The organism is Pseudomonas fjordensis, from assembly GCF_976987115.1.
The window spans coordinates 4,352,779-4,372,665 of record NZ_OZ336860.1; the positions used below are offsets into that span (position 1 = coordinate 4,352,779).

Below are 19,887 nucleotides of genomic sequence, written 5' to 3' on the forward strand. Positions count from 1 at the left end.
CATGTTTGCTGCTCAACTCCACATAACGGGGTACGTAACATAAGTCCAGGATCAGCAAGTCGGTCTTGGCATAACCCGCCATCAGTTTCGCGAAGCGGCCGTCGCCGTGGGCCAGGCCTAGTTCTTCCATCAAGCGCGGCAAGCGCAGATAACGCACGCTGTAACCGTCGCGGCAGGCCTTATGAGCCAGCGCGCAGGCGAGCCAGGTTTTGCCTACGCCAGTTGGGCCGCCGATGATCAGGTTCAGGCCGTCGCGCAGCCACTGGCCGCTACCCAGTTGCAGGATCAGAGATTTGTCCAGGCCGCGCGGGCTGCGGTAGTCGATGTCTTCCAGGCAGGCGTTATGGCGCAGTCGTGCGGCCTTAAGACGAGTAGTCAGGCGTGCGTCTTCGCGCTCGGTCAGCTCGCGGTCGACCATCAGACCGAGGCGTTCGTCGAAGCTAAGATCGTTGATGTCAGGCGTTGCGTGTTGTTCGCCAAGCGCCTTGATCATGCCGTGCAGGCGCAGGGTTTGTAGCTTGTCGAGTGTCGGGTTGGGCAGCATTTTGGTGCTCCTTTTTCAGGTCAGTGGTAGTAGCCAGGGCCGCGCAGGTTGATGTGTTCTTCGGGCAGTAACGGCAGGTTTTGCTGGGCAAGCGGCAGCCGTTCCAGCCCTTGGCGCAGGATCGATTCCAGGCTTTTATAGCTGCACGCGCCCAGTGCCAGCGCTCGCTGGCAAGCGGCTTCCAGCCGCTCTTCGCCGTGCTGTTTGCTCAGGCGCAGGATCCCCAGGCAGGCGCGGAAGCCGTGCTGCGGATGGATTCGGCGTTCGAGGATATGAGCGATGACACCAGCGGTGTTCGGCCCGGTCTGCTCAGCCCAGTGGATCAGTCGCTGCGGCGTCCATTCAGCATGTTCGCGGTGACTTTTGGGCATGTGCTCGGTTTGGGTGGTGTGGCGGCCTTTGTGCGGCGAGCGCAGATGGCTGGCCACACGCTGGTTGGCGTGGAAGCACTCGACGGTCTTCGCGGTTAGCCGCACTTCGAGTTGGTGTTTTACCAGCTGGTACGGCACCGAGTAGTAATGGCCGTCGACCTCGACGTGGTAGTCGATGTGCACCCGCACCTTTTTCCATTCGGCGTAGACATACGGATGTTCTGGTAGCGGTTGCAGTGCGGGTTGGTCGATGGTCTCGAAGGCCGAGCGGCGTGAGCCGGGCAGCTTCTTGAAGGGCTTCTGATTGAGGCGATCCAGCAGCAGCGCGATGGCTGTGTTGAGTTCGCCCAAGGAGAAGAACTGGCGGTTGCGCAGCACCGCCAGGATCCACCGCTCGACGACCTGTACGCCGACTTCAACCTTGGCTTTGTCCTTGGGTTTACGCGAGCGCGCGGGCAGCACGGCTACGCCGTAATGCTCGGCGAGATCGCGGTAACTGGGGTTGATATCCGGCTCGTAGCGATGCGCCTTGGTGACGCCGCTGCGCAGATTGTCCGGTTTATGTTCCCTTCGCCGTTATGTGGCACTGGCTCGGCAGCCCCAGGAATGATGGGTGGCGCTCGAGCCGAGGGGCACATAAGAATCAAAGGGAATCGAGCCATTTCAGCAAGTCGACGTCCCGGTGCCAAGCGCCTGCTTGGGAAAATGCCGCCGAGGATTGATCGGGTGGAGCGCACAGGGCGACGGCAGCCTCCTTGGTCCGGATGTTGATCTCAGCATAACGGTTCGTCGTTTCCAGACCGACGTGACCCAGCCAGGCCCGAATGACGTTGATTTCAACTCCGGCCTCAAGCAGGTGCATCGCTGCGGTATGCCGGAACACATGCGGAGAGATGCGCCGAGCCTCGCCGCTATTGGGTGAGGCTTGCGGTAGATTCGCCGCGTACCGTTTGACGAGCTTGTACAGGCCAAAGCGTGTCAGGGGGGCGTGAAGCCGAGAATAGAACAATGGGGCGTCGGGTTTACCTTCATGGACCGACTCGAGCTGCTTGAGCAACTGTGCGGTCTCGGGCCAAATCGGACAGGCGCGCCACTTGTCCCCCTTGCCGTGGAGCCTCACTCGATGAGTGCCATCGAGATCGATATCTTGGACGCGCAAATCGGCGATTTCCTGCACTCGGGCGCCGGTGTTGTACATCAAGGTCAGGATGGCGCGATCGCGCAGACCGGCGGCCGTCGTCGGAATCGCCGCGAGCAATTGATCAACTTCGTCACGCTCGAGGTAATAGGTCGGTGGTGGTGGACAGCGCTTGGTGGGAATGGCCTCAACCCGTTCTGCCTCGGCCAGCATCTCCGGTGCACGACTTGCAAGGTAGCGAAAGAAGGTGCGTAGCGCGGCCAGCCGCTGATTGCGGGTGCGCACTTGGTTGCCGCGCTGCGCCTCGAGGCTTCGGAGAAAAGCGAGCACCTCGTCGGCACCAGATCCGTGAGTTTGAGGCGGGTGATGGGACATTGACGCCGATCTGCAGTCTGCTTGAGAAACAGTTTCAGGACATCACGATAGCTGCGGATCGAGCTGGGGCGCAGACCTTTCTGCACCTTCAGATGTCCTCGAAGAAGGACCTGACCACCGTACCGAGCTCGTTCATGGCTGTTCTCCGGCCGGTGGTGACAGGTGCGCGTAGTCCCTGAACCGTGCACTGGCCTCCCCCAGAAGTTCACTCGTGATCGTCAGATACACGGCGGTCGAGGCCGGATCGACATGCCCGAGGAAAGTGGCCAGGTGAAGCAGTCGGCGGTTGGGATCAATCCCTTCCCGATACCAACGCAACAAGGTGCCGACGGCAAAGGAATGACGTAGGTCATGGAGCCTTGGCGCAGCGACGCCAGGCCGACTTTCCAGCGCCAGTTTCGGCACCAGTGCGTGAAAGGTCTGACTGATGGTGCCCGAACTCACTGCCTGCCCCTGAGTGAAGCCTAACAGGGGCTGGGTTGCATCGGGAGGCGAGGTGCCAAAATGCTCGGCGAGATAGCGCTGTAACCGCGCTGCCATATGCGGGCCAAACGGTACAAGGCGATCCTTTGCGAACTTGGTCTGCCGGATCATGAGCACATCGCAGGACAGGTCCACATCACCGACCTTGAGCCGAGCAACTTACCCAACCCGCAGCCCCAGGCCGTAAAGCAGCGCAAACACGGTTTCATAAATCAAGCCGCGGTGCCGGCCTTTTGGACGATCGGGCAACTGCCGTGCCGTTTCCAGCAGCCGACGTGCCTGGACGAGGTTGAAGATATACGGGATGCGTTGCCCGGTGTTCCGCCGCGGGCCAGCGCTCACCGGCATCTTCGTCATCAGCTCCTGCATCACCAGCCAGCCGAAGAAGCGCTGCAGTACGCCAAGCAGATGGTTGTAACTACGAGGCCTTGATCGCGGGCGGGATGCGAGGAAGCGCTCGATGTCCTGGGTGGTCACGGCCGCCAGATCCTCGATTCCGGAGGTGGCCAGAAATCGCTCCAGCAGGTGCAGGGCGGCTTCTTCCGTATTGTACTTGCGATTGAGAGAGCGCTTGTAGGTCAGGAAAGCATTGATCACTTGATGCACCGAGGCGCCGACAGGAACCAAAGGGGTATTCATAGCGCCTCCCCATCGCCAAGAGCGACTTCACGCAAAGCTTCGGTGGCGACCTTGGCGTAGATTTCAGTGGATGATGGGGAGCGATGCCCAACATAGTCGCCGATGACCTTGAGCGAAAATTCTGCGTCGACGAGGCGCTGGACGCAGGTGTGCCGGAGCGTATGGGCGCCTGCCCGCCGTACCGTGATCCCGGTTTGGCGCAGATAGAATCCTGCTCTCTACGAGATGGCGCTGGCGCGCAGTGGCAGTCTGGGGGCCAGAGTACGGAAGAATAGATGCCGATCCGCGGTCTGCGGCCGTCCATGCTGCAAATACTCCAGTATGGCCGTTCCGACCACGTTGGCCAACGGATAGGCTGTCCAGTGGCCAGCCTTGCGCTGCGGTACTTGCAACCGGTCACGCTGCCAATCAATGTCGTCCAGGGTGAGCGATGCGACTTCGTGGGCGCGCAGCCCATAGGTGACAAGCAACAGCAAGATCGCGTAGTCCCGGCGGCCGCGCACTGTTCGTCTATCGACCACGGCCAGCATCCGCCGGACATCGTCCCAACTGATCGATCTCGGCAACTCGGCCAACCGATAGGCTTGAGGCATCTCGACGGCCTGGCTGAGGTCATGCGTCAGAATCTGCTCCCGCTGGCAGTAGCGCAGAAACACCTTCAACACTGCGCACAGGCCACGCGCGAATTGGGGGAGAGCTCGGGCGCGCTATCAACAACGAAAGCGGCCAGGATTGCGGTCGAAAGCTGTTTGAGCGATGTCACCTCTTGTCGGGCAAGGAATGCCGCAAAGCGGTTGAGATAGTGCCGGTAGTGTCGAACCGATGTCTCTTTGAGACCACGCTCTTCGCGCAAGTAGGCAAAGAACCCGGGGGCTTCTGCCAGAAATGGCTCAGGCTGCGGGTGACGGCCCCCGCCGTGGTGCTCGGGAAGGACCAGCCTGAGCATCTGGTTGACCGGATTGCGGGCATCTTCCTCTATCTTGACCCTGGCCTCCTTGCTCACGCCTGCTTTCGCATGTTCGCTGAGCCAATGCTGGGCGAAGTCATCGACCAAGGCTGCAGCCTGTGTCAGGGTTTGGGCACCGTGCTCTTGGGAGAATTGGCCAAAATGGCACAGCATGGGCAGGCGCCGATAGACGTTTCGAACGGCATAGCCTTCCTCCTCCAGCCACTCCACGTAACGCTCGATTGCCGAGCCAAGCCAATTGCCGCGAATCCGATCGACGGTTTGCGGTTTCAAGAAATAATGTTCCAGCATGACAACCTCCATTCCAGGAAACAGGGTGGAAGGTCATCATCCGACTAAGGTGAAACGTTATGTGGCGTTTACCGGCACAGTCGCCTTCAGGTACGGCCAAACGCCCGCGCCGGGCACATAACGGCGAAGGGAACATAAGCCGGATTATGTGGCGCGCCACATAACCGCAGACCAGGATCTGCGATGTACCGCCGAAAAAGGCGAAGCAGCGTACGTGCGAGCCCAGCCAGTCAGGCAGTTTCTGCGACCAGGTGGCCTCGGCGAAGGTGTAGCTGGACGCGCCGAGGACGGCGACGAAGATCTGCGTCTGGCGGATCTCGCCGGTTCGCCGATCAATGACCGGCACGGTCTGGCCGGCGTAATCGACAAACAGCTTTTCGCCAGCACGGTGTTCCTGGCGCATGACCACGTCGACCTTGGCAGCCCAGAGGCGGTAGTGCTCGCAGAACCAGCTGTATTGGAAGCCTTGCGGATGGGTGAGCCGATACTCTTGCCAGAGCAGGGCCAAGGTGACGCCGGGGCGACGTAACTCGGCATGGACATGAGCCCAGTCCGGCATCGGACGTTGATCGCTGGGAACCGTCGGCGCTGGCGGGAACAGACATCGCTCCAGTTCGGCGTCCGACAACTGCGTGGGCCAAGTCAGCCCGCAAGCGTTGAAGCGGTGCAGGTAATTGCCGGCACTGCCGCTGCTAATGCGCAGGCTGGTAGCAATTTTGCGCACGGACAGGCCGGCGTCGAACTTTAGGCGTAGTACCTCTCGGATTTTACGCATGGATATACGCTCCACGACGACCTCTTCGCTTCGAGAAAAGAGGTCGATGGTAGTGAATAATCCTGCGTTGCTGCTTGCCTGAGCTTGGGTCGGATCAGTGAGAGATCACTGTCCAAGTGCTCGTGGAATCAGTGTCCAAGTGGCCGTGGAATGAGTGTCCAAGTCAGCGTGGAATCGCTGTCCAAGTGTTCGTGGAATGGGTGTCCAAGTGCGCATGGAATCCCCAATGTGAACCAACAGTTGGCGCAATTGATCGGCTAGCTCACGATCGTTGCAGATAATTCGGGCTGTCTGGTTGGACTCGTGCATAAAACTGCATCCCCACAAGGTTGATGCGCTGTTTACACCACCGTCCGTGTCGTTTTATTGATTCAAATCAATGTTGAAGCTGATCCTATGGTTTTCCACCTACCAAGTGAAACTCATCACTATTCGCTTCACTCTGGGATTCCTGGAGCTGCATGAAACGGATACAGGTCTGCACGGATAGGATATTGGCCGGCCCGCCGACTCTCCACGCTGTGGATACCTAATAACAACAATGGAGTCTCAGACCATGTCCATCGGCATCGAGTATCTCAATTCTTTGCTTGAAGAAAACCGTGAAAAAGGCGTTTACCGCTGCAAGCGGGAAATGTTCACCGACCCTCGCCTGTTCGATCTCGAGATGAAGCACATTTTCGAGGGCAATTGGCTCTATCTGGCCCACGAGAGCCAGGTCCCGAACATCAACGATTTCTACACCACCACCATGGGCCGTCAGTCGATCTTTATCGCGCGGAACAAGGATGGTGTACTCAACGCCTTCATCAACGCCTGCAGTCACCGCGGAGCGATGTTGTGCCGACACAAGACCGGCAACAAAGCGTCCTATACCTGCCCGTTCCATGGCTGGACCTTCAACAACTCCGGCAAGCTGCTCAAGGTCAAAGATCCGTCCGAAGCGGGCTACCCGTCGAGTTTCAACTGCGAAGGCTCCCACGACCTGACCAAGGTCGCGCGGTTCGAGTCCTATCGCGGCTTTCTGTTCGGCAGCCTGAACCCTGATGTGGTTCCTTTGGCCGAGCATCTCGGAGAGTCGGCGAAGATCATCGACATGATCGTCGATCAATCCGCCGATGGCCTGGAAGTGCTGCGCGGATCGTCCAGCTACATCTACGAAGGGAACTGGAAGCTGACCGCCGAAAACGGTGCTGATGGCTACCACGTCAGTTCCGTGCACTGGAACTACGCGGCTACCCAGAACCAGCGCAAGGAGCGCCTGGCGGGCGACAACAACCCGACGATGAGCGCCGGCGGTTGGGCCAAGAATGGGGGTGGTTTCTATTCCTTCGATAAAGGTCACATGCTGTTGTGGACCCGTTGGGCGAACCCGGAAGACCGTCCGTTGTACGAGCGTCGCGATGAGCTGGTCGGTGGCTTCGGACAGGCTCGCGCTGACTGGATGATCGGTAACTCGCGCAATCTGTGCCTGTACCCCAACGTGTACTTGATGGATCAGTTCAGCTCGCAGATCCGTATCGCCCGGCCGATCTCGGTCAACCAGACCGAAATCACCATTTATTGCATCGCGCCCAAAGGCGAGAGCGACGACGCTCGTTCCAAGCGCATTCGCCAGTACGAGGATTTCTTCAACGTCAGTGGCATGGCCACGCCCGATGACCTGGAAGAGTTCCGGTCTTGCCAGATGGGCTATCAGGGCAGTACGACCGCCTGGAACGACATGTCCCGTGGCGCCGAACACTGGGTTGAAGGCGCCGACGATGCTGCTCGCGAAATCGACCTGCATCCGTTGCTCAGCGGCGTACGCACCGAAGACGAAGGCCTGTTTGTGTTGCAACACAAGTACTGGCAGGAAACCATGCTCAAGGCGCTAGCGGCCGAGCAGTCCCGGTTGATTCGGTTGGAGGAGGCACAATGAGCGTTTCCTACGAAACAGTGTGCGACTTCCTCTCCCGCGAAGCGCGCTACCTGGACGACAAGGACTGGGACAACTGGCTGGAACTCTACGCCGTCGATGCGAGTTTCTGGATGCCGTCCTGGGACGACGATGACGAGCTGACACAAGATCCGCAGAAAGAAATTTCGTTGATCTGGTACGGGAGCCGTGAGGGTCTCGAAGATCGGGTGTTCCGGATCAAAACCGAGCGCTCCAGTGCCAGCATTCCCGACACCCGTACCTCACATAATTTGAGCAATATCGAGATCATCGAGCATGGCGAAGGTACCTGCCGGGTACGTTTCAACTGGCACACCCTGAGTTTTCGCTACAAGACGGTCGACAGCTACTTCGGCACCTGCTTCTACACCTTGGATGTCAGTGGCGAACAGCCGCTGATCAAGGCCAAGAAAGTGGTACTGAAGAACGACTACGTTCGCCAGGTCATCGATATCTATCACATGTGAATGAGGCCGTATTCAGCTGTTGTCTTCGCTGGGTGTCATGCCGTTTTGCTGCATGCCGCCAACTGCGGAATTGGCATTTTGAATGCGGTTCTGCGAGGTCGCCATGAACCACAAGATTGCATTGAGCTTTGAGGGCGGGATTACCCGTTTCATCGATGCCGCGCCTAATCAAACCGTGGCCGATGCCGGCTGGGTGGTGGTGACCTGGGCTCAATACCCACCCGTGACATGAGTCAGCGCTGTTGACGTTTGGCCAGTATTGAAAAAACCGTTGATTCATAAGACCGATAAGAGAGGTTGACCAGCATGAACGTGAAGATTACCCATACTCCCGAAGTCCAGGCCTTCTTCAAGGAAGTGAGCGGCTTGGGTAATGACCAAGGCAGCCCGCGCCTGAAGCAGCTGATGTTTCGGGTCGTCAATGAAATCGCGAAAATCGTCGAGGACCTGGACGTCACCGATGACGAGTTTTGGGTACTGGTTGACTATCTGAATCGCTTGGGAGGCAATAACGAGGCAGGCTTGTTGGTGGCAGGCCTAGGTATCGAGCACTTCCTGGACTTGCTTCAAGATGCCAAGGATGAGCAGGTTGGTCTTGTCGGTGGTACTCCGCGTACGATCGAAGGTCCTCTCTATGTGGCCGGTGCTCCGCTGTCCCAAGGACAAGCCCGGATGGATGACGGCAGTGAAGATGGTGTCGCCACTGCGATGTTTCTGCAAGGCGTGGTGCGCGATGCCGATGGCAATCCTGTGCCGGGTGCTGTGGTTGACGTTTGGCACGCCAATACCCAAGGGGCTTACTCCTACTTCGACTCGCGTCAGTCGGAGTACAACTTGCGTCGCCGTATCGTCACCGATTCCGAAGGCCGCTATCGGGCACGCTCCATCGTACCGTCGGGTTATGGCTGCAACCCTCAGGGTCCGACCCAGGAATGCCTGGACCAGTTGGGCCGCCATGGTCAGCGGCCGGCGCATATTCATTACTTCATCTCTGCGCCAGGCCACCGTCATCTGACGACTCAGATCAACCTCTCCGGGGACAAGTACCTGTGGGACGACTTTGCCTATGCCACCCGTGATGGTCTGGTCGGTCAGGTGAACTTTGTTGAGGGTAGTGCACAGGCCGAACAGCTTGGCATCGTGGGGCATCACGCTGAACTTGAATTCGACTTCCAGTTGCAACGTGCGCCGAGCCCTGAAGCCGAACAACGCAGCAATCGTCCAAGAGCCTTGCAAGAGGGCTGAGTCATCTGTCTGACGGGGAGTTGGGCTAGCAATTAATCCGCGGCCCAGCTCCTTTCGTTCAGCTTTATTGAGGCTGGTTTAAAGCGGGGGGGCTGATGCCTGGGCGGTCATCGGTAACCCCTTCGAGCCACTTATTTTTTGTCTGCTTGGTTTAACTTTCAGCAAAAAAAGCTTCCGCCGTGATGCTGTAGGTATCCGGGGCAAGCTTGTAGCCGGCCTCAACAAAGCGTTGATGTATGGCTTGCCAATCTTTACAACCGGTGAAGCCCACCTGATCACCCCAGCCCAAAAGCGCATAGCCACTGCTCATGCACTCATCGTAGATGTAGCATCGTCGCCCAAGGTATTACCCGAGTAAATTTTCCGAATGCGCCGACCGCTGATGTCAATCGACGCCTGCCCCTGCTGCGTAACTTTGGCGGCGGCTGCCTATCCTTTGGCTCGCCGCTCGTTGAGACACATAAATAGTATCGAGTGGCCATCAAGGTGACCAGTGTACGCATCTGGCCGATTGCTGCACCTTATCGTCATAGAGCCCAATTACGATTTGACTCAAAAAAAATTCAGTCCTACATCACTGCCATGACATCCACCCCATGGAACTCAGAACCATGTCATTGCAATGTCCTCTGTGTAACTCCCCCAAGATCGCATCGTTACAAACAGCCATGAAGATTGGGGCAGCTGTTGGAACCGTCGGCGGAGCCGCTCGTGGTGCGAGCAGCGCTCTGGCAGGAGGCCAGATGGGAGCTGCTGTCAGCGCTATTGCCGGCCCGCTTGGCATCACCCTGGGCACAGTCTCTGGTGCCATCCTCGGCGGGCTCGCTGGAGGTGCAGGCGGCTGCGCCCTCGGTGCTCAGCTTGGCGAAAAACTCGATCGCCATGTGTTCACCAACAACCTCTGCCTCGCCTGTAATCATCGCTTCAACCTACCAGCCTAATCCTCTTACAAAATTCTTCGGCCAGTGCTGCGCGATGCGCAGCATTTATGCCGGTACGCACCCAAAGGAATCACTCCCATGGCTCATTTCGTCGAACAAATGGCATACATTGGCGGTACCCCTTGGCATGGTCTGCTGGGTAACCGCCTGACGCAAAAACAACCGCTGGAAGTTTGGCAGCGCGAAGCTGGCATGAACTGGCAGATTCAGGAAAGTCCAGTTCACTTCAAGGCCGACACTGTCGGCAATCTAGGCACGATTCATTCCTTTCCGGAACAGAAGGTACTGTACCGCTCCGACACCAAGGCCCCCTTGTCGGTGGTTTCCAATCGTTACCAGGTTGTGCAGCCCCGCGAGGTGCTGGAGTTCTACCGGGATCTGACTGAGGTCTCGGGCTACGAGCTGGAAACCGCTGGAGTGCTCAAAGGCGGTCGCAAGTTTTGGGCTCTGGCCCGAACTGGGCAAGGCACGGCGTTGAAGGGCAACGACCAGGTGAATGGCTATCTTCTACTAGCCACCTCCTGTGACGGTACGCTGTCAGCAGTGTCATGTAGCCCGCTCAAGCCATCCTGGATTCTAGCCATTACTTCGGCGCAGCACGATAGTTTTACTCAGAGCACGGCAAGCGTCGTCTAGTGCCCATTGACGTTGATGCCTTGGGCGACTAGCGCACGCACCTCAACGCGGCGGGTACGAACTTCTTCGAGGCTGATTTTTGGGTGACCGAGAAGCAGCTGCCCGTGGCATCAGCGTTGAAATTCTGTTGCCAGATGCTGATTACTACATCTGTGGGCCAATTCCCTTCATGCGTATACAGCATGACTTATTGATGAACCTCGGGGTTAACGAAACGCACATCCATTACGAAGTGTTTGGGCCTGACTTATTTGACGCATAGAGTCTCGTCATTTCAGCTACTGGTGAGGCTATGACAGTGAGCGAATCCGCGAACAAATCGAAGCTCAGGGCGCTCGTTCGGTGATCCCGCGAAAGAGCAACTCGATCAAGGGAAGTGCCGATTTGGACAGGGGTCTCTACCTCTACCGGCACTTGGTCGAGAACGCCTTTACGCGTCTGAAACATTACCGGGCTGTGGCGTTTAGGTACGACAAGCTGAAACGAAATTACGAAAGCGTGGTAGCCATGGCTTGCGGATTTCTCTGGCTACCGATGTGAAACGTCAACAGCCCCTAGAAACTGAGCTGAGTCTCAGCTAACTCCCAAACATGCGTAATCCTCACTGCTTGCCGCCTGATCCAAGATTGCTGCCACTTGAACAGGAGCAAGTGGGGCAACATTAGCACACAGACTGTTGAGCATTGTCTTGGCGCCACTGATAGACCTCGGTGCATTGCCCGAGAGAACCTGCCCCATCCGATGCGCCAGACTTAACTCCCCCTCACACACCTCATCCACCAGGCCAATCTTCTGCGCCTCAGCAGCGTTCAGCCTTTGCCCTGTGAACAGGATTTTCTTGGCTTGAGCCAAACCGACCAGTTCAAACAAACAGGCTGAAGTGCAAATCGGACATGTGAAACGCTACTTTCTCAAAATCCCCGAGGAAAAATCAGCGGTGGGGCAAAAAGTGGGGTCAAAACTCATTTATACCAAAAACCAAAACCTATAAAAAAATCCAACCACCGCTAAGTAGTTGGATTTTCAATATAAATATGGTCGGGACGGAGTGATTCGAACACTCGACCCCTAGCACCCCATGCACGCAGTAACACCGTAAGACCTTGTGAAATGGCCGTTTTTACTGGCGCTCGCTGCAATCGAATGCCCACAAGAGCTTACAAGCGCGTGAGAGAGTCACGCAAATGTCACGCACCCGCCCCGGCGTCCTGCCGACGAACACCACTCCCCAAACCTGCACCACCTCGATTACTGTACGCACATACAGTACTTGAGATTCACGCTATGAACGTAGACATGGACACCGATGATTGGCTCGGCTGCCCCACTCCGCTGGAGATGTACCAGCACCAATGCTCGATCCTTGTGGATGAACTGGTGCAGACCGAGCGCATGCTGCGTCGAGCGCGGGCAAATATCGCCGGGCTGGTGCAGATGAATGACCTGCTAATGACCGGAAAGGATCAAGCCGAGGCCGCCCTGAAATCCGCACTGTCCCAAGTTGCTGACTTGAACCTGGAAAACTCAGGCCAGGGCCGCAAGCTAAACGGGTTGGCGATAATCACGGAGCAGAGAGACCACCTTCTCAGGGAAAACCAGCGATTGCTGGAAGAGCTGCGGGCACTCAAGGAGCCACAGCCCTGACGTACGCCTGGCATGCGCGCAGCGCGATTATGGCGTTATCCCCGTCGTCGGTGATGGCGACAATTCGTTGCGCATGCGCTGGGTCAAGTTGGGCTCGACGGGCTGCATAAACCACGCCGACGGCGCCGGGGGCGGCAGGCACGTTGCAGCTACTGGCTGAATCCTCGAGGAGGACTGACAACCGCAAATCAGAAGTGGCAAGGCGATCACGGACAATAGCTTGCTTGCGTTGCTCATCTGATAATTCCTTTGTGTGTTGTTGGTCCTGGAGCGCGAGTTTTTCCTCGGTGGCCAGGCGCTTATCCAGCTCGGCCGACTGCTGAAGCCAGGCCTCGCCAGTGATTGCATCCAATTCCTTCTGGTGCCTGGCACCCTGCTCCGCGATACGCTCTGCCAGCTTCTTGCCTAGGCGCCAGTCCTGAACCTGCCACGCCCCGCCAAATCCGATGCCCAGCGCCAGCAGGATTGCCAGCCCCAGGCCGATCAGCTTCTGTACCGGCGTCATCACGGCACATCCTTGAAGAACACATGGTGACCAAGGCGCAGCGTCTGCTTGGCCTTCGCCGCCCAGGCCGGGGCCTTGGGCATCGTGGTTGCGTAGTAGTGCGTGGCACCGCCGGTTGGATCCGGTACCGCAGCCGACATAACCTGATCAGCCGCACGCTGGGCCTGGGCAAACTGCGCAGCCGGGATCTGCTTGGCGCCGCTCAGGTAGGCGTAGTTCGGGTCGTTCTGGTTCCAGCAGCTGAACTGCCACGGCTTCAGGCACACGCCGGCGTAGCCCTCACCCCACCACGACTTGGCCTTGCCGTCGAACACACGGTTGCGGATGGTCCAGGCCACGGCGATCTGGCCGGCCAATCCCTCGCCGCGGGCTTCGCCGTACAGCGTGCGCGCCAGGATGTCCCGGTCTTTCTCGGTTGCGTTCATGCTTTTCTCCAGGCGAAAAAAAGCCCGGCTCACTGGCCGGGCTCGGTGCTTTCGTTTATTTACTGCTCGACTGCTTTATAGAGTCTGAACAAGCGGGCGGCGTACATTGCGTGCCCAAGATCGTTAGGGTGCCACTGCACGCCAGCATCAGTACCATATCCATGCGCCTCGGGAATTTGTGCGATATCCCGGACCGACAGATACTCGAGCGACTCTTCAATGGCGACGTTATACATTTCTCGATCAACCGCAGCAGCATCTGGGTCAGAATACTCCCCGTTTTTGTTGAGAGGCACTAATGCCCATGGTCCAACAGCGATCACCTTTGGGTTGCTGGGCAACGCTCTGGACATTCGAACAAGCGTGGCGTATTGGCGATGAAATAGGACTGGATCGCTTAGAGCGCTGTCATGCTCGCCGATTTGGATTACAACCAAGTCAGGGCTTGTGGTTTGAACCATCGGCATTCCTGCGACTCTGCTTGCAACTGATCCGCCACCGCCATACGTGTGAAAGCAAGCAACTACTTTCTGCTTTCGTTCTTTAGAAATCTTTGAGACCAGAAGGCTTACAAAATCAGTTTTCGGCGTTGACGCGGCCATTCCAGATACGTGAGTCCAGTTAAGGTCTTTTATAGTCCCTGGATTTACTGCGTGGCGAGTAATGCTATCGCCAATAAATAAAATACGGTAAGTACCCTTCACAGCCTTAGGGCAGTATACCGACTCATCCAGTTGGCTTTTTTCGGCGAAAGCCGATGACGAAAGCACCAAGGCCAGTAATAAAAATAATCCGCGCATTAAACTCTCCATTTTCAATGCGCGGATTGTACCTCCCTGTCTAGATAACCTCCATCACTTACGTGACACCTGCACCGCGTCTGCTCGGATAGCCGTCATAATTGGGTTTGTACCTGTCGCTGTAACGACCCTTCCAGGCGACGCAGGGTCAACATACAGAGCCTGCCCATATGAAAGCCCAGACAGGGTGCCAAGCACGTCCTTCACCGACAGGTAGCCTTTGGTTTTTACGCGCCCAAACTGACCTGGGTAAATGTCCTCCCAGGCGATACCGGCGAAAAGCGCTGGCGCGTCCACAGACGTCATTTTTCTTACCTGCTTGTTACTGCCGCTAAACGCCAGTGCTGCGCCCATGGGAACGCCTTCGGAAGAGGCGTTCTTCAGAAGCATCTCTTCGTCTGTAAAGCGCGGCCTGTATCTCTCGCCAACAGCGTATTCACTTGCTATCGCAGACCCTGCAAGGGCGGCATTGATCGTAGACAGAATCGAGGCATTGGTGGCGTTCGTGTAGTTCTGGTTGAACACGATATTCACCGGAGTAGCGCTGAAATTGACGAACACCGATAGGGTTTTCGGTGTTCCAGTGCAGTCTCCCAAGCGCTTGCCCATGCTCGTAACAAAAACGTTACCCAGCTGCCCTACGCCAACACCTGAAATATCGGCCCACCCATAACGATACCCTGCAAATCCAGGCACCCCATTCTTGGCATAGTTCTGCTGCCCGAAAAGTGCGTCGGCCGCCGATCCGTTTGCAGAAATCGCAGAGCCTGGCCCAGCTAGGGCGCTATCAATCCTAAAAGCTCTCCCGAAGTCAGACACCGTAAAAACAGCAGGGCTGTTACCTGATCCGATAAGGGAAATTTCCGAGTGGTCAGCAGGTTGGTCAGCTAACGCGGTTGGTATCCATGGGCTAGGAATGTAATCGATATCACCAACCAAAAGGCAATTATTGACTTGTACCAGGTCACTTTGAAGCGAGCCAAGTGGTTGCAAGCGAATAGATTTGCCGTCGGCGTTAGCGGCTATGCATTCGCAGTTTTCCAATACGCTAACGCAGGCTTTATCGAAATAAGAGTTTGTGTGTATGTACCAAGCAACGGTCGGGCTTCGAAAAGTGCTACGAATTGCCGTAAATCGTTGTCCGGAAGCTGCGCCCCAGCCCCAGGCTGTAGTGAACGGCCACACCAAATCAGGGTTACCTCCGTTGTCGATCTGGTACTGCCGAGCACCATCATTACCGAGGTGCTCAATATGGCAGTTCTCGATCACCATCTCTGTATTTTTATTGGAGCCTGCACCCTCTGAATGGATCGGATAACGGACATTTCGACCCGTTACACTGAGGTTGGAGAGGCGCGTAGTACCGTTAACCCATAGCGTTTGTACGTCTTGTATAGTCACAGGATTGACGTTATCCGGCAGCTCAGAGGCTATGATTGACGCAATGCGCTGCTGCCCAATCAGGTTAGTGCGGTTTTTTACGTACCAGTTCCTGTCGGTGTAAGTGCCAGGCCCTACCAGAATGTCGTATTCTTTAATACGACCAGCTGAAGTTATGACGCTCGTAGCTGCAAGCGGGGTAAGGTAATCACCAGTGCCATCTGGACGAACTAGAAGCTGCTGTTTTTGTGGCTCGAAACCTTGCTCAACTAAGAAATCGGCCGCGCTTGTGGTGCCGTCGATCCAATTGTCAATTGAGTAAGAGAGACTAGCGGCATTGTAGAAGTGACCCGTAGTTGACCCGCCTGCAATCTGCACAACTAATCCGATTTTTTCATCTTGAGCGGTCACCGTATAGGTAACCTCTCTGACAAACCTTGAATTAACAATTGATTGAGATGCTAAAGTCCCGACCTGAACCCCTGCACCGTTTCTCCAAACAAAACCTACAAAATCTGTAGTTACTTTTGCTGAGAAGTTAACGCTGCAGTCCGCTACCAGTTTTAAGCGAATTGTTGACCCGGCGAGCGCCTGTTGCGTGGCCGCGTCAAGCTCAATCCAGTGGATCACATACGAGTTAGCGCCTGACGAACCGACGGGAAAGTTTAACCCAACTACTTTACCCCCACGCTTTAAAAAGGTCGCTCCACTAATGGCCTCTGCAAGTGTTGAGTACTCCACGCTTAGTAACTTTTCTCCGGAGCTAAGCCTGACTCTGTCTACTGCTTTTTTGCTCGGGTAGCGCTTAACTTCCTGAGCTACGCCAGACTCATTAAGGTAGAGAATGGTGTACTCACCATCGTCAGCGCTCGGCACGCTAAAATATTTGCCAGTAGTAGTTGCTGCCAGGCCGGCGGCTACCGTAGTAAAAATTCCAGCAGTTGCTGCAGCCTGCTCAGCCCGGTCAGCTGCAGCCTCGGCCTCTGCCACATAGCCCTGAATGTTAGTAGCATCTACGATGGCAGCAGACGCTGCCGCTTCCGCCGCGGAAGCTGCAGATTGATCGGCTGACACTTTCGACTTCTGTGAAGACGCCAAGGCTTCCTGGGCGGCACCGATAGCAATTGTTGCATCGCCGGCAGCACTGGACATGCCCTTCAGAGTCAGAATAACCCGGCCAAGTCGGTCTTCAGTCGTATTTTCTTGTCCGGTTACCACCAAGTCGATGATGCCGGAGTTGTCATAGAGGTCTTCAGGAGCGCTGGAACCGTCCGGCCCTACAGGGTTGCCCGTGTTATATCGCATGTTTTCTCCAGGCACAAAAAAAGCCCGCGCAGTGGCGGGCTTGTGTGGTTTTGGTTATTTAGTCGGGCGCAGTCGCGTTGTCGTACAGGTAAACCCTGTCGTCATAGTTGAAGCCTTGAACCGAAACGCTTTCGCTCCCTTTAGGTGTCACTTTGCTGATCAGGACGCGATGGCATTCCCTGGTTACAGGGCCGAACAGCAGATGTGGCGGCTCCCTGTCCCAGCTTGTGTCAGGGACGAAGTCGAGCGTCGGAATGCTAAGGTGGTAGTCGCCCATCCTTGTGGCCGTCCATGGACCGCTGAGCGTGCCGTCTTGACGCCTTATGCCGACCGTGTGGGATACGCCGGGCTCCCATATGAAAGCTTCCGAACTTTCGAGGATGTAGCTGCCAGAGCCAAGGGATATGCCAAGCAGCAAGGCGCTCTGCCCTCTTCCTGGCGTATCGTCCGAAACGCCTGCAAGGCCCATGTAATCGCTGTTGTTTCCGTCCAGTTCGGTCTCGAACGAATAGCTCCATCGGCGGTACCTGGTCTCGCTTGCTCGGCGCATTCCCAGGCGATATGCCCGGTTACGGTCACCGATTCCGAGAGCCTGGACCTTCTCGGCTTTCAGGCCCTGCTGACCAGGCAGTCGACACTTAACCGTCTCGGTTTGGCGGGTGCGCCGATCCTTGTACTCAACATCCACGCCGTCGTGCTCTGACCCTGGGTCTGGAGACTTGAAGCTGATGCGCAGCGGCCCCTTCATGTTCTGGGCCGAGTAACCTTGCGTGCCGGGAGGGAAATACTCTGTATCGAAGCCTTCCCTCTTCTGGTCTCGCACAGGGCGAAGCCGACCACGACTGATGGTGAACTCTGCGAAGCCTGGGGCGAGCGCAGTGTTCAGTGCCTCCTTGACGGTCATGAGCGAATCGATCGACAGGTTGAAGGTGTCGCCTCTGGCCTTGCATACCGCGTCAAATGCGGCCAGTTCTTCGGTATCTATGTCGGCGTCCTGATAGCCGGGCGCCTTGGCGATGTAGTTGAACGCAGGAGCAATGTCACGGGTTACGCGGTTGTCTGGCGTCCAGGCTCCATTTACCAAGATCGGCAGCTTGCGCGTGGCCACGACCGAAACCTTGTTCTCGCTTTGGCTTGAGAGCTTGCCGCCGCCGGCCGCCGATAGCGCCAGAATCGTCCAGCCTGGGTAACTCGTAGGGCTGGGAAGCAATGCCCGAACGTCATACCACTGGATATTGTCCTGCACGTTGGTCAGCGTGGACTTTGCACCGATTCGGCGCATACGGCCTTCCGGCTCAATAGCAGACGCTGTTGTCAGCTCTCGCGTGAAGCCGATCTGGTCCAGCGTTCGATCACTGATCGTTTCAGTGAACGAAACCCAGGCGCCTGCGGTTGTTCTATCCCGGTACTGAAACTCGTAGGTGACACTCCAAGGCTCAAGGTCGCCCTTGTTGTTTACCCCTGCCAACCCGCTTGGAAACAGGACTGTGAAGGAGAGCTTGGTTGCCTTGAGGCCTGGCGGGCACAGAGCAAACGGTCCAGCCCAGTCGCCTTCAAGGTTAGAATTGTCCAGCCTTAGAACAGCTGAGTTGCTTTCGATGAAGTCAAATCCTGGCCAGTCATTGTCTGTAACGCCAGCGTCAGTCAGGCGGTCTACGGCAATCTGAGACGTACTCGCCGCCGTGAGGCGGTACCGAAGGCCAGCATACCCAATGCAAGCCCAGCCAATGCCGGCTAAGAGGCCAGATACCGGCGCGCCGCTGGTGGTGTTGAGTGTCATGTGGGCCGGATCGCCGCCGGCCGCTGGCGTGAAGTCATTCACGATATAGCGGCCAGCGTTAGCCCCCACCACCTCGATCTGCATTCCAGGGAAGGCGCCAAGCTGCTCCAGCGGGCCGGAAATCACATCACGACCACCAGCGCCACCGCCCGCAGTGACCATGTATTGGTACATTACCTCGATGCGCAGGATCATGCCAACAGCCCAGCCAGCGGGGAATGCACCGGCGGCAGTTGGGACGGCGACCAAATCACCGTTGAACTGATAAGCCTGGGCACCTGGAACCGGTGGAACCGTGACAGTGGTCTTCAGCTCGATGCCAGACGTACCGGTAGCGGTTACGCCCACCTCTGGGGCCTGATACCACCACTTGGCGGCTGGCTCGTTGCTCAGGTCTTCACCTGGACCGTATACCCTGGCGGTCGCGTTGGCACCCAGCGATATGACCGCAGTGTTCCCGATCTTGATATCGCTCGGGTTGACCTGGCATTCACCACGGGTAATGCACAACAGCATGTGCTGCCACTCATCCCGCGGGCCTTTGAAGTATCGGCGCGGCTCTACTATATAGTCAGGAAATATCTCGTCCTCACCGAATATCTCGCGCACCGGGTCGCCGTAGCGCACCTGGTTTGCCTTGGCGTTGGCACTGGATAACGTGCTGCCCTGCTGCGGCGATCCGGTTTTGGGAAGCTTCACCCGCGGCGTGATGAGCTTCATCACCGCTTGCACGCCCTTGATGGCGGCGATGGTGATTGAGATCGGGTCTGTACCCTTCGGCTCGTACCAGATCTGCACGAAGTCGTCAGGACCAAACTGCAATTCAGGCCAGGAATGATGAGTGCTTGGGCACCCATTGACCGATATGCTCACTGGGGGCACGTCCCGGCGCTCGTATGCCTTCATGTTTTCGATGAGCCACCGCTCAACGGTGGTAGGCGAACTCACCCGATAAGTTCTTAAAGCAACCGGGTCAGCCTTGTTCCCATAGAACTCGATCACGATAGAACACCACCGTCATGTAGTTATCTTTGAATTCCTGAAGCCGGATGATCCTGGCCCCGCTGCCGGGGTTGATCTCCAGCACCTGCAGGCGGTCGTCTTTGAGCACCACCAGGGCAACGTGGGCGCAGATGTCACCCTTCATTGCGGCGGCGATTGCTCCCGGGAAAGGTTCGCAACGCTCAAGAGCCCTGCCAACCTCAGCCCTGTATGAGCGCTGGAATGCGTGAATGCC

General features: G+C 57.0%; 18 protein-coding genes and 7 pseudogenes. 8 read left to right on the plus strand and 17 right to left on the minus strand.

Going from position 1 to position 19,887, the window contains the following annotated elements; all coding sequences use genetic code 11:
* Positions 1-43: 43 nt before the first annotated feature.
* The 9 genes and pseudogenes from istB to istA form a co-directional block, all read right to left on the minus strand.
* Positions 44-544 (minus strand): annotated as a pseudogene (gene istB, locus ACWHXD_RS19580) (IS21-like element ISPsy14 family helper ATPase IstB); the annotation flags it as partial.
* A 20-nt stretch (positions 545-564) separates the two neighbouring features.
* Positions 565-1,473: pseudogene (locus ACWHXD_RS19585) on the minus strand (Mu transposase domain-containing protein); the annotation flags it as partial.
* Between the two features lie 85 nt (positions 1,474-1,558).
* Positions 1,559-2,173 (minus strand): tyrosine-type recombinase/integrase, encoded by a 615-nt coding sequence (locus ACWHXD_RS19590; protein WP_499084522.1) that lies wholly within the window; start codon positions 2,171-2,173, stop codon positions 1,559-1,561.
* Positions 2,119-2,637, minus strand: coding sequence for a site-specific integrase (locus tag ACWHXD_RS19595; RefSeq protein ID WP_499084524.1), 519 nt, complete (start codon positions 2,635-2,637; stop codon positions 2,119-2,121). Before ACWHXD_RS19595 ends, ACWHXD_RS19590 begins: the two co-directional genes overlap by 55 nt.
* Positions 2,561-3,055: pseudogene (locus ACWHXD_RS19600) on the minus strand (tyrosine-type recombinase/integrase); the annotation flags it as partial. The gene ACWHXD_RS19595 and the pseudogene ACWHXD_RS19600, both read right to left, overlap by 77 nt.
* Before the next feature lie 15 nt (positions 3,056-3,070).
* A complete protein-coding gene (locus tag ACWHXD_RS19605; RefSeq protein ID WP_499084525.1) occupies positions 3,071-3,550 on the minus strand; it encodes a site-specific integrase in 480 nt (159 codons plus the stop codon).
* Positions 3,547-4,143 (minus strand): annotated as a pseudogene (locus ACWHXD_RS19610) (tyrosine-type recombinase/integrase). The gene ACWHXD_RS19605 and the pseudogene ACWHXD_RS19610 overlap by 4 nt, the downstream one beginning before the upstream one ends.
* A gap of 65 nt (positions 4,144-4,208) precedes the next feature.
* Positions 4,209-4,808 carry a site-specific integrase gene (locus tag ACWHXD_RS19615; protein ID WP_499084526.1) on the minus strand — a complete coding sequence of 200 codons (600 nt, stop codon included), beginning with the start codon at positions 4,806-4,808 and terminating at the stop codon, positions 4,209-4,211.
* Between the two features lie 169 nt (positions 4,809-4,977).
* A pseudogene (gene istA / locus ACWHXD_RS19620) lies at positions 4,978-5,583 on the minus strand (IS21 family transposase); the annotation flags it as partial.
* 556 nt (positions 5,584-6,139) lie between these two features.
* Here istA and benA point away from each other — a divergent pair.
* From benA to catA, 4 genes are all read left to right on the plus strand, one after another.
* Positions 6,140-7,504: a benzoate 1,2-dioxygenase large subunit gene (gene benA / locus ACWHXD_RS19625; RefSeq protein WP_499084527.1), complete on the plus strand. Its 1,365-nt coding sequence runs from the start codon at positions 6,140-6,142 to the stop codon at positions 7,502-7,504.
* Positions 7,501-7,989 (plus strand): benzoate 1,2-dioxygenase small subunit, encoded by a 489-nt coding sequence (gene benB, locus ACWHXD_RS19630; RefSeq protein ID WP_499084529.1) that lies wholly within the window; start codon positions 7,501-7,503, stop codon positions 7,987-7,989. Before benA ends, benB begins: the two co-directional genes overlap by 4 nt.
* Before the next feature lie 103 nt (positions 7,990-8,092).
* Positions 8,093-8,221: a hypothetical protein gene (locus tag ACWHXD_RS19635; RefSeq protein ID WP_499084530.1), complete on the plus strand. Its 129-nt coding sequence runs from the start codon at positions 8,093-8,095 to the stop codon at positions 8,219-8,221.
* Between the two features lie 74 nt (positions 8,222-8,295).
* On the plus strand, positions 8,296-9,234 hold the full coding sequence (gene catA / locus ACWHXD_RS19640; protein ID WP_499084532.1) for a catechol 1,2-dioxygenase: 939 nt from the start codon (positions 8,296-8,298) through the stop codon (positions 9,232-9,234).
* Positions 9,235-9,385: 151 nt separating this feature from the next.
* Here the strand turns inward: catA and ACWHXD_RS19645 are convergent, their stop codons facing one another.
* On the minus strand, positions 9,386-9,544 hold the full coding sequence (locus tag ACWHXD_RS19645) for a hypothetical protein (protein ID WP_019820975.1): 159 nt from the start codon (positions 9,542-9,544) through the stop codon (positions 9,386-9,388).
* A gap of 301 nt (positions 9,545-9,845) precedes the next feature.
* Between ACWHXD_RS19645 and ACWHXD_RS19650 the strand changes: the two genes are divergently transcribed.
* The 3 genes and pseudogenes from ACWHXD_RS19650 to ACWHXD_RS19660 form a co-directional block, all read left to right on the plus strand.
* Positions 9,846-10,175: a hypothetical protein gene (locus ACWHXD_RS19650; RefSeq protein WP_074059222.1), complete on the plus strand. Its 330-nt coding sequence runs from the start codon at positions 9,846-9,848 to the stop codon at positions 10,173-10,175.
* A gap of 78 nt (positions 10,176-10,253) precedes the next feature.
* Positions 10,254-10,724 (plus strand): annotated as a pseudogene (locus ACWHXD_RS19655) (DUF932 domain-containing protein); the annotation flags it as partial.
* Positions 10,725-11,099: 375 nt separating this feature from the next.
* A pseudogene (locus tag ACWHXD_RS19660) lies at positions 11,100-11,351 on the plus strand (transposase); the annotation flags it as partial.
* Positions 11,352-11,384: 33 nt separating this feature from the next.
* Here the strand turns inward: ACWHXD_RS19660 and ACWHXD_RS19665 are convergent.
* Positions 11,385-11,699 (minus strand): enoyl-CoA hydratase-related protein, encoded by a 315-nt coding sequence (locus ACWHXD_RS19665; RefSeq protein WP_139271928.1) that lies wholly within the window; start codon positions 11,697-11,699, stop codon positions 11,385-11,387.
* Positions 11,700-12,095: 396 nt separating this feature from the next.
* Between ACWHXD_RS19665 and ACWHXD_RS19670 the strand changes: the two genes are divergently transcribed.
* On the plus strand, positions 12,096-12,455 hold the full coding sequence (locus ACWHXD_RS19670) for a hypothetical protein (RefSeq protein WP_499084533.1): 360 nt from the start codon (positions 12,096-12,098) through the stop codon (positions 12,453-12,455).
* Here ACWHXD_RS19670 and ACWHXD_RS19675 read toward each other — a convergent pair.
* The 6 genes from ACWHXD_RS19675 to ACWHXD_RS19700 are packed head-to-tail and all read right to left on the minus strand — an operon-like array spanning position 12,436 to position 19,797.
* A complete protein-coding gene (locus ACWHXD_RS19675) occupies positions 12,436-12,960 on the minus strand; it encodes a lysis system spanin subunit (protein WP_499084535.1) in 525 nt (174 codons plus the stop codon). The two genes, ACWHXD_RS19670 and ACWHXD_RS19675, sit on opposite strands and share 20 nt — an antisense overlap.
* Positions 12,960-13,385, minus strand: a complete 426-nt coding sequence (locus ACWHXD_RS19680) for a cell wall hydrolase (RefSeq protein ID WP_499084536.1) — start codon at positions 13,383-13,385, stop codon at positions 12,960-12,962. The genes ACWHXD_RS19675 and ACWHXD_RS19680 overlap by 1 nt, the downstream gene beginning before the upstream one ends.
* Positions 13,386-13,444: 59 nt before the next feature.
* Positions 13,445-14,185 (minus strand): SGNH/GDSL hydrolase family protein, encoded by a 741-nt coding sequence (locus ACWHXD_RS19685; protein ID WP_499084537.1) that lies wholly within the window; start codon positions 14,183-14,185, stop codon positions 13,445-13,447.
* A gap of 54 nt (positions 14,186-14,239) precedes the next feature.
* Positions 14,240-16,870, minus strand: coding sequence for a hypothetical protein (locus ACWHXD_RS19690; protein ID WP_499084540.1), 2,631 nt, complete (start codon positions 16,868-16,870; stop codon positions 14,240-14,242).
* 58 nt (positions 16,871-16,928) lie between these two features.
* Positions 16,929-19,652 carry a host specificity factor TipJ family phage tail protein gene (locus tag ACWHXD_RS19695; protein WP_499084541.1) on the minus strand — a complete coding sequence of 908 codons (2,724 nt, stop codon included), beginning with the start codon at positions 19,650-19,652 and terminating at the stop codon, positions 16,929-16,931.
* Positions 19,624-19,797, minus strand: a complete 174-nt coding sequence (locus ACWHXD_RS19700) for a hypothetical protein (RefSeq protein ID WP_238597291.1) — start codon at positions 19,795-19,797, stop codon at positions 19,624-19,626. Before ACWHXD_RS19700 ends, ACWHXD_RS19695 begins: the two co-directional genes overlap by 29 nt.
* Between the last annotated feature and the right edge of the window lie 90 nt (positions 19,798-19,887).

What these genes read in the sequence shown, in the direction of transcription:
- ACWHXD_RS19700 (WP_238597291.1), bottom strand. Translation starts at nt 19,797, where the DNA reads ATGAAGGGTGACATCTGCGCCCACGTTGCCCTGGTGGTGCTCAAAGAC.
- ACWHXD_RS19675 (WP_499084535.1), bottom strand. Translation starts at nt 12,960, where the DNA reads ATGACGCCGGTACAGAAGCTGATCGGCCTGGGGCTGGCAATCCTGCTG.
- ACWHXD_RS19680 (WP_499084536.1), bottom strand. Translation starts at nt 13,385, where the DNA reads ATGAACGCAACCGAGAAAGACCGGGACATCCTGGCGCGCACGCTGTAC.
- ACWHXD_RS19690 (WP_499084540.1), bottom strand. Translation starts at nt 16,870, where the DNA reads ATGCGATATAACACGGGCAACCCTGTAGGGCCGGACGGTTCCAGCGCT.
- ACWHXD_RS19605 (WP_499084525.1), bottom strand. Translation starts at nt 3,550, where the DNA reads ATGAATACCCCTTTGGTTCCTGTCGGCGCCTCGGTGCATCAAGTGATC.
- ACWHXD_RS19685 (WP_499084537.1), bottom strand. Translation starts at nt 14,185, where the DNA reads ATGCGCGGATTATTTTTATTACTGGCCTTGGTGCTTTCGTCATCGGCT.
- ACWHXD_RS19615 (WP_499084526.1), bottom strand. Translation starts at nt 4,808, where the DNA reads ATGCTGGAACATTATTTCTTGAAACCGCAAACCGTCGATCGGATTCGC.
- benA (WP_499084527.1), top strand. Translation starts at nt 6,140, where the DNA reads ATGTCCATCGGCATCGAGTATCTCAATTCTTTGCTTGAAGAAAACCGT.
- ACWHXD_RS19635 (WP_499084530.1), top strand. Translation starts at nt 8,093, where the DNA reads ATGAACCACAAGATTGCATTGAGCTTTGAGGGCGGGATTACCCGTTTC.
- ACWHXD_RS19645 (WP_019820975.1), bottom strand. Translation starts at nt 9,544, where the DNA reads ATGAGCAGTGGCTATGCGCTTTTGGGCTGGGGTGATCAGGTGGGCTTC.
- catA (WP_499084532.1), top strand. Translation starts at nt 8,296, where the DNA reads ATGAACGTGAAGATTACCCATACTCCCGAAGTCCAGGCCTTCTTCAAG.
- benB (WP_499084529.1), top strand. Translation starts at nt 7,501, where the DNA reads ATGAGCGTTTCCTACGAAACAGTGTGCGACTTCCTCTCCCGCGAAGCG.
- ACWHXD_RS19670 (WP_499084533.1), top strand. Translation starts at nt 12,096, where the DNA reads ATGAACGTAGACATGGACACCGATGATTGGCTCGGCTGCCCCACTCCG.
- ACWHXD_RS19650 (WP_074059222.1), top strand. Translation starts at nt 9,846, where the DNA reads ATGTCATTGCAATGTCCTCTGTGTAACTCCCCCAAGATCGCATCGTTA.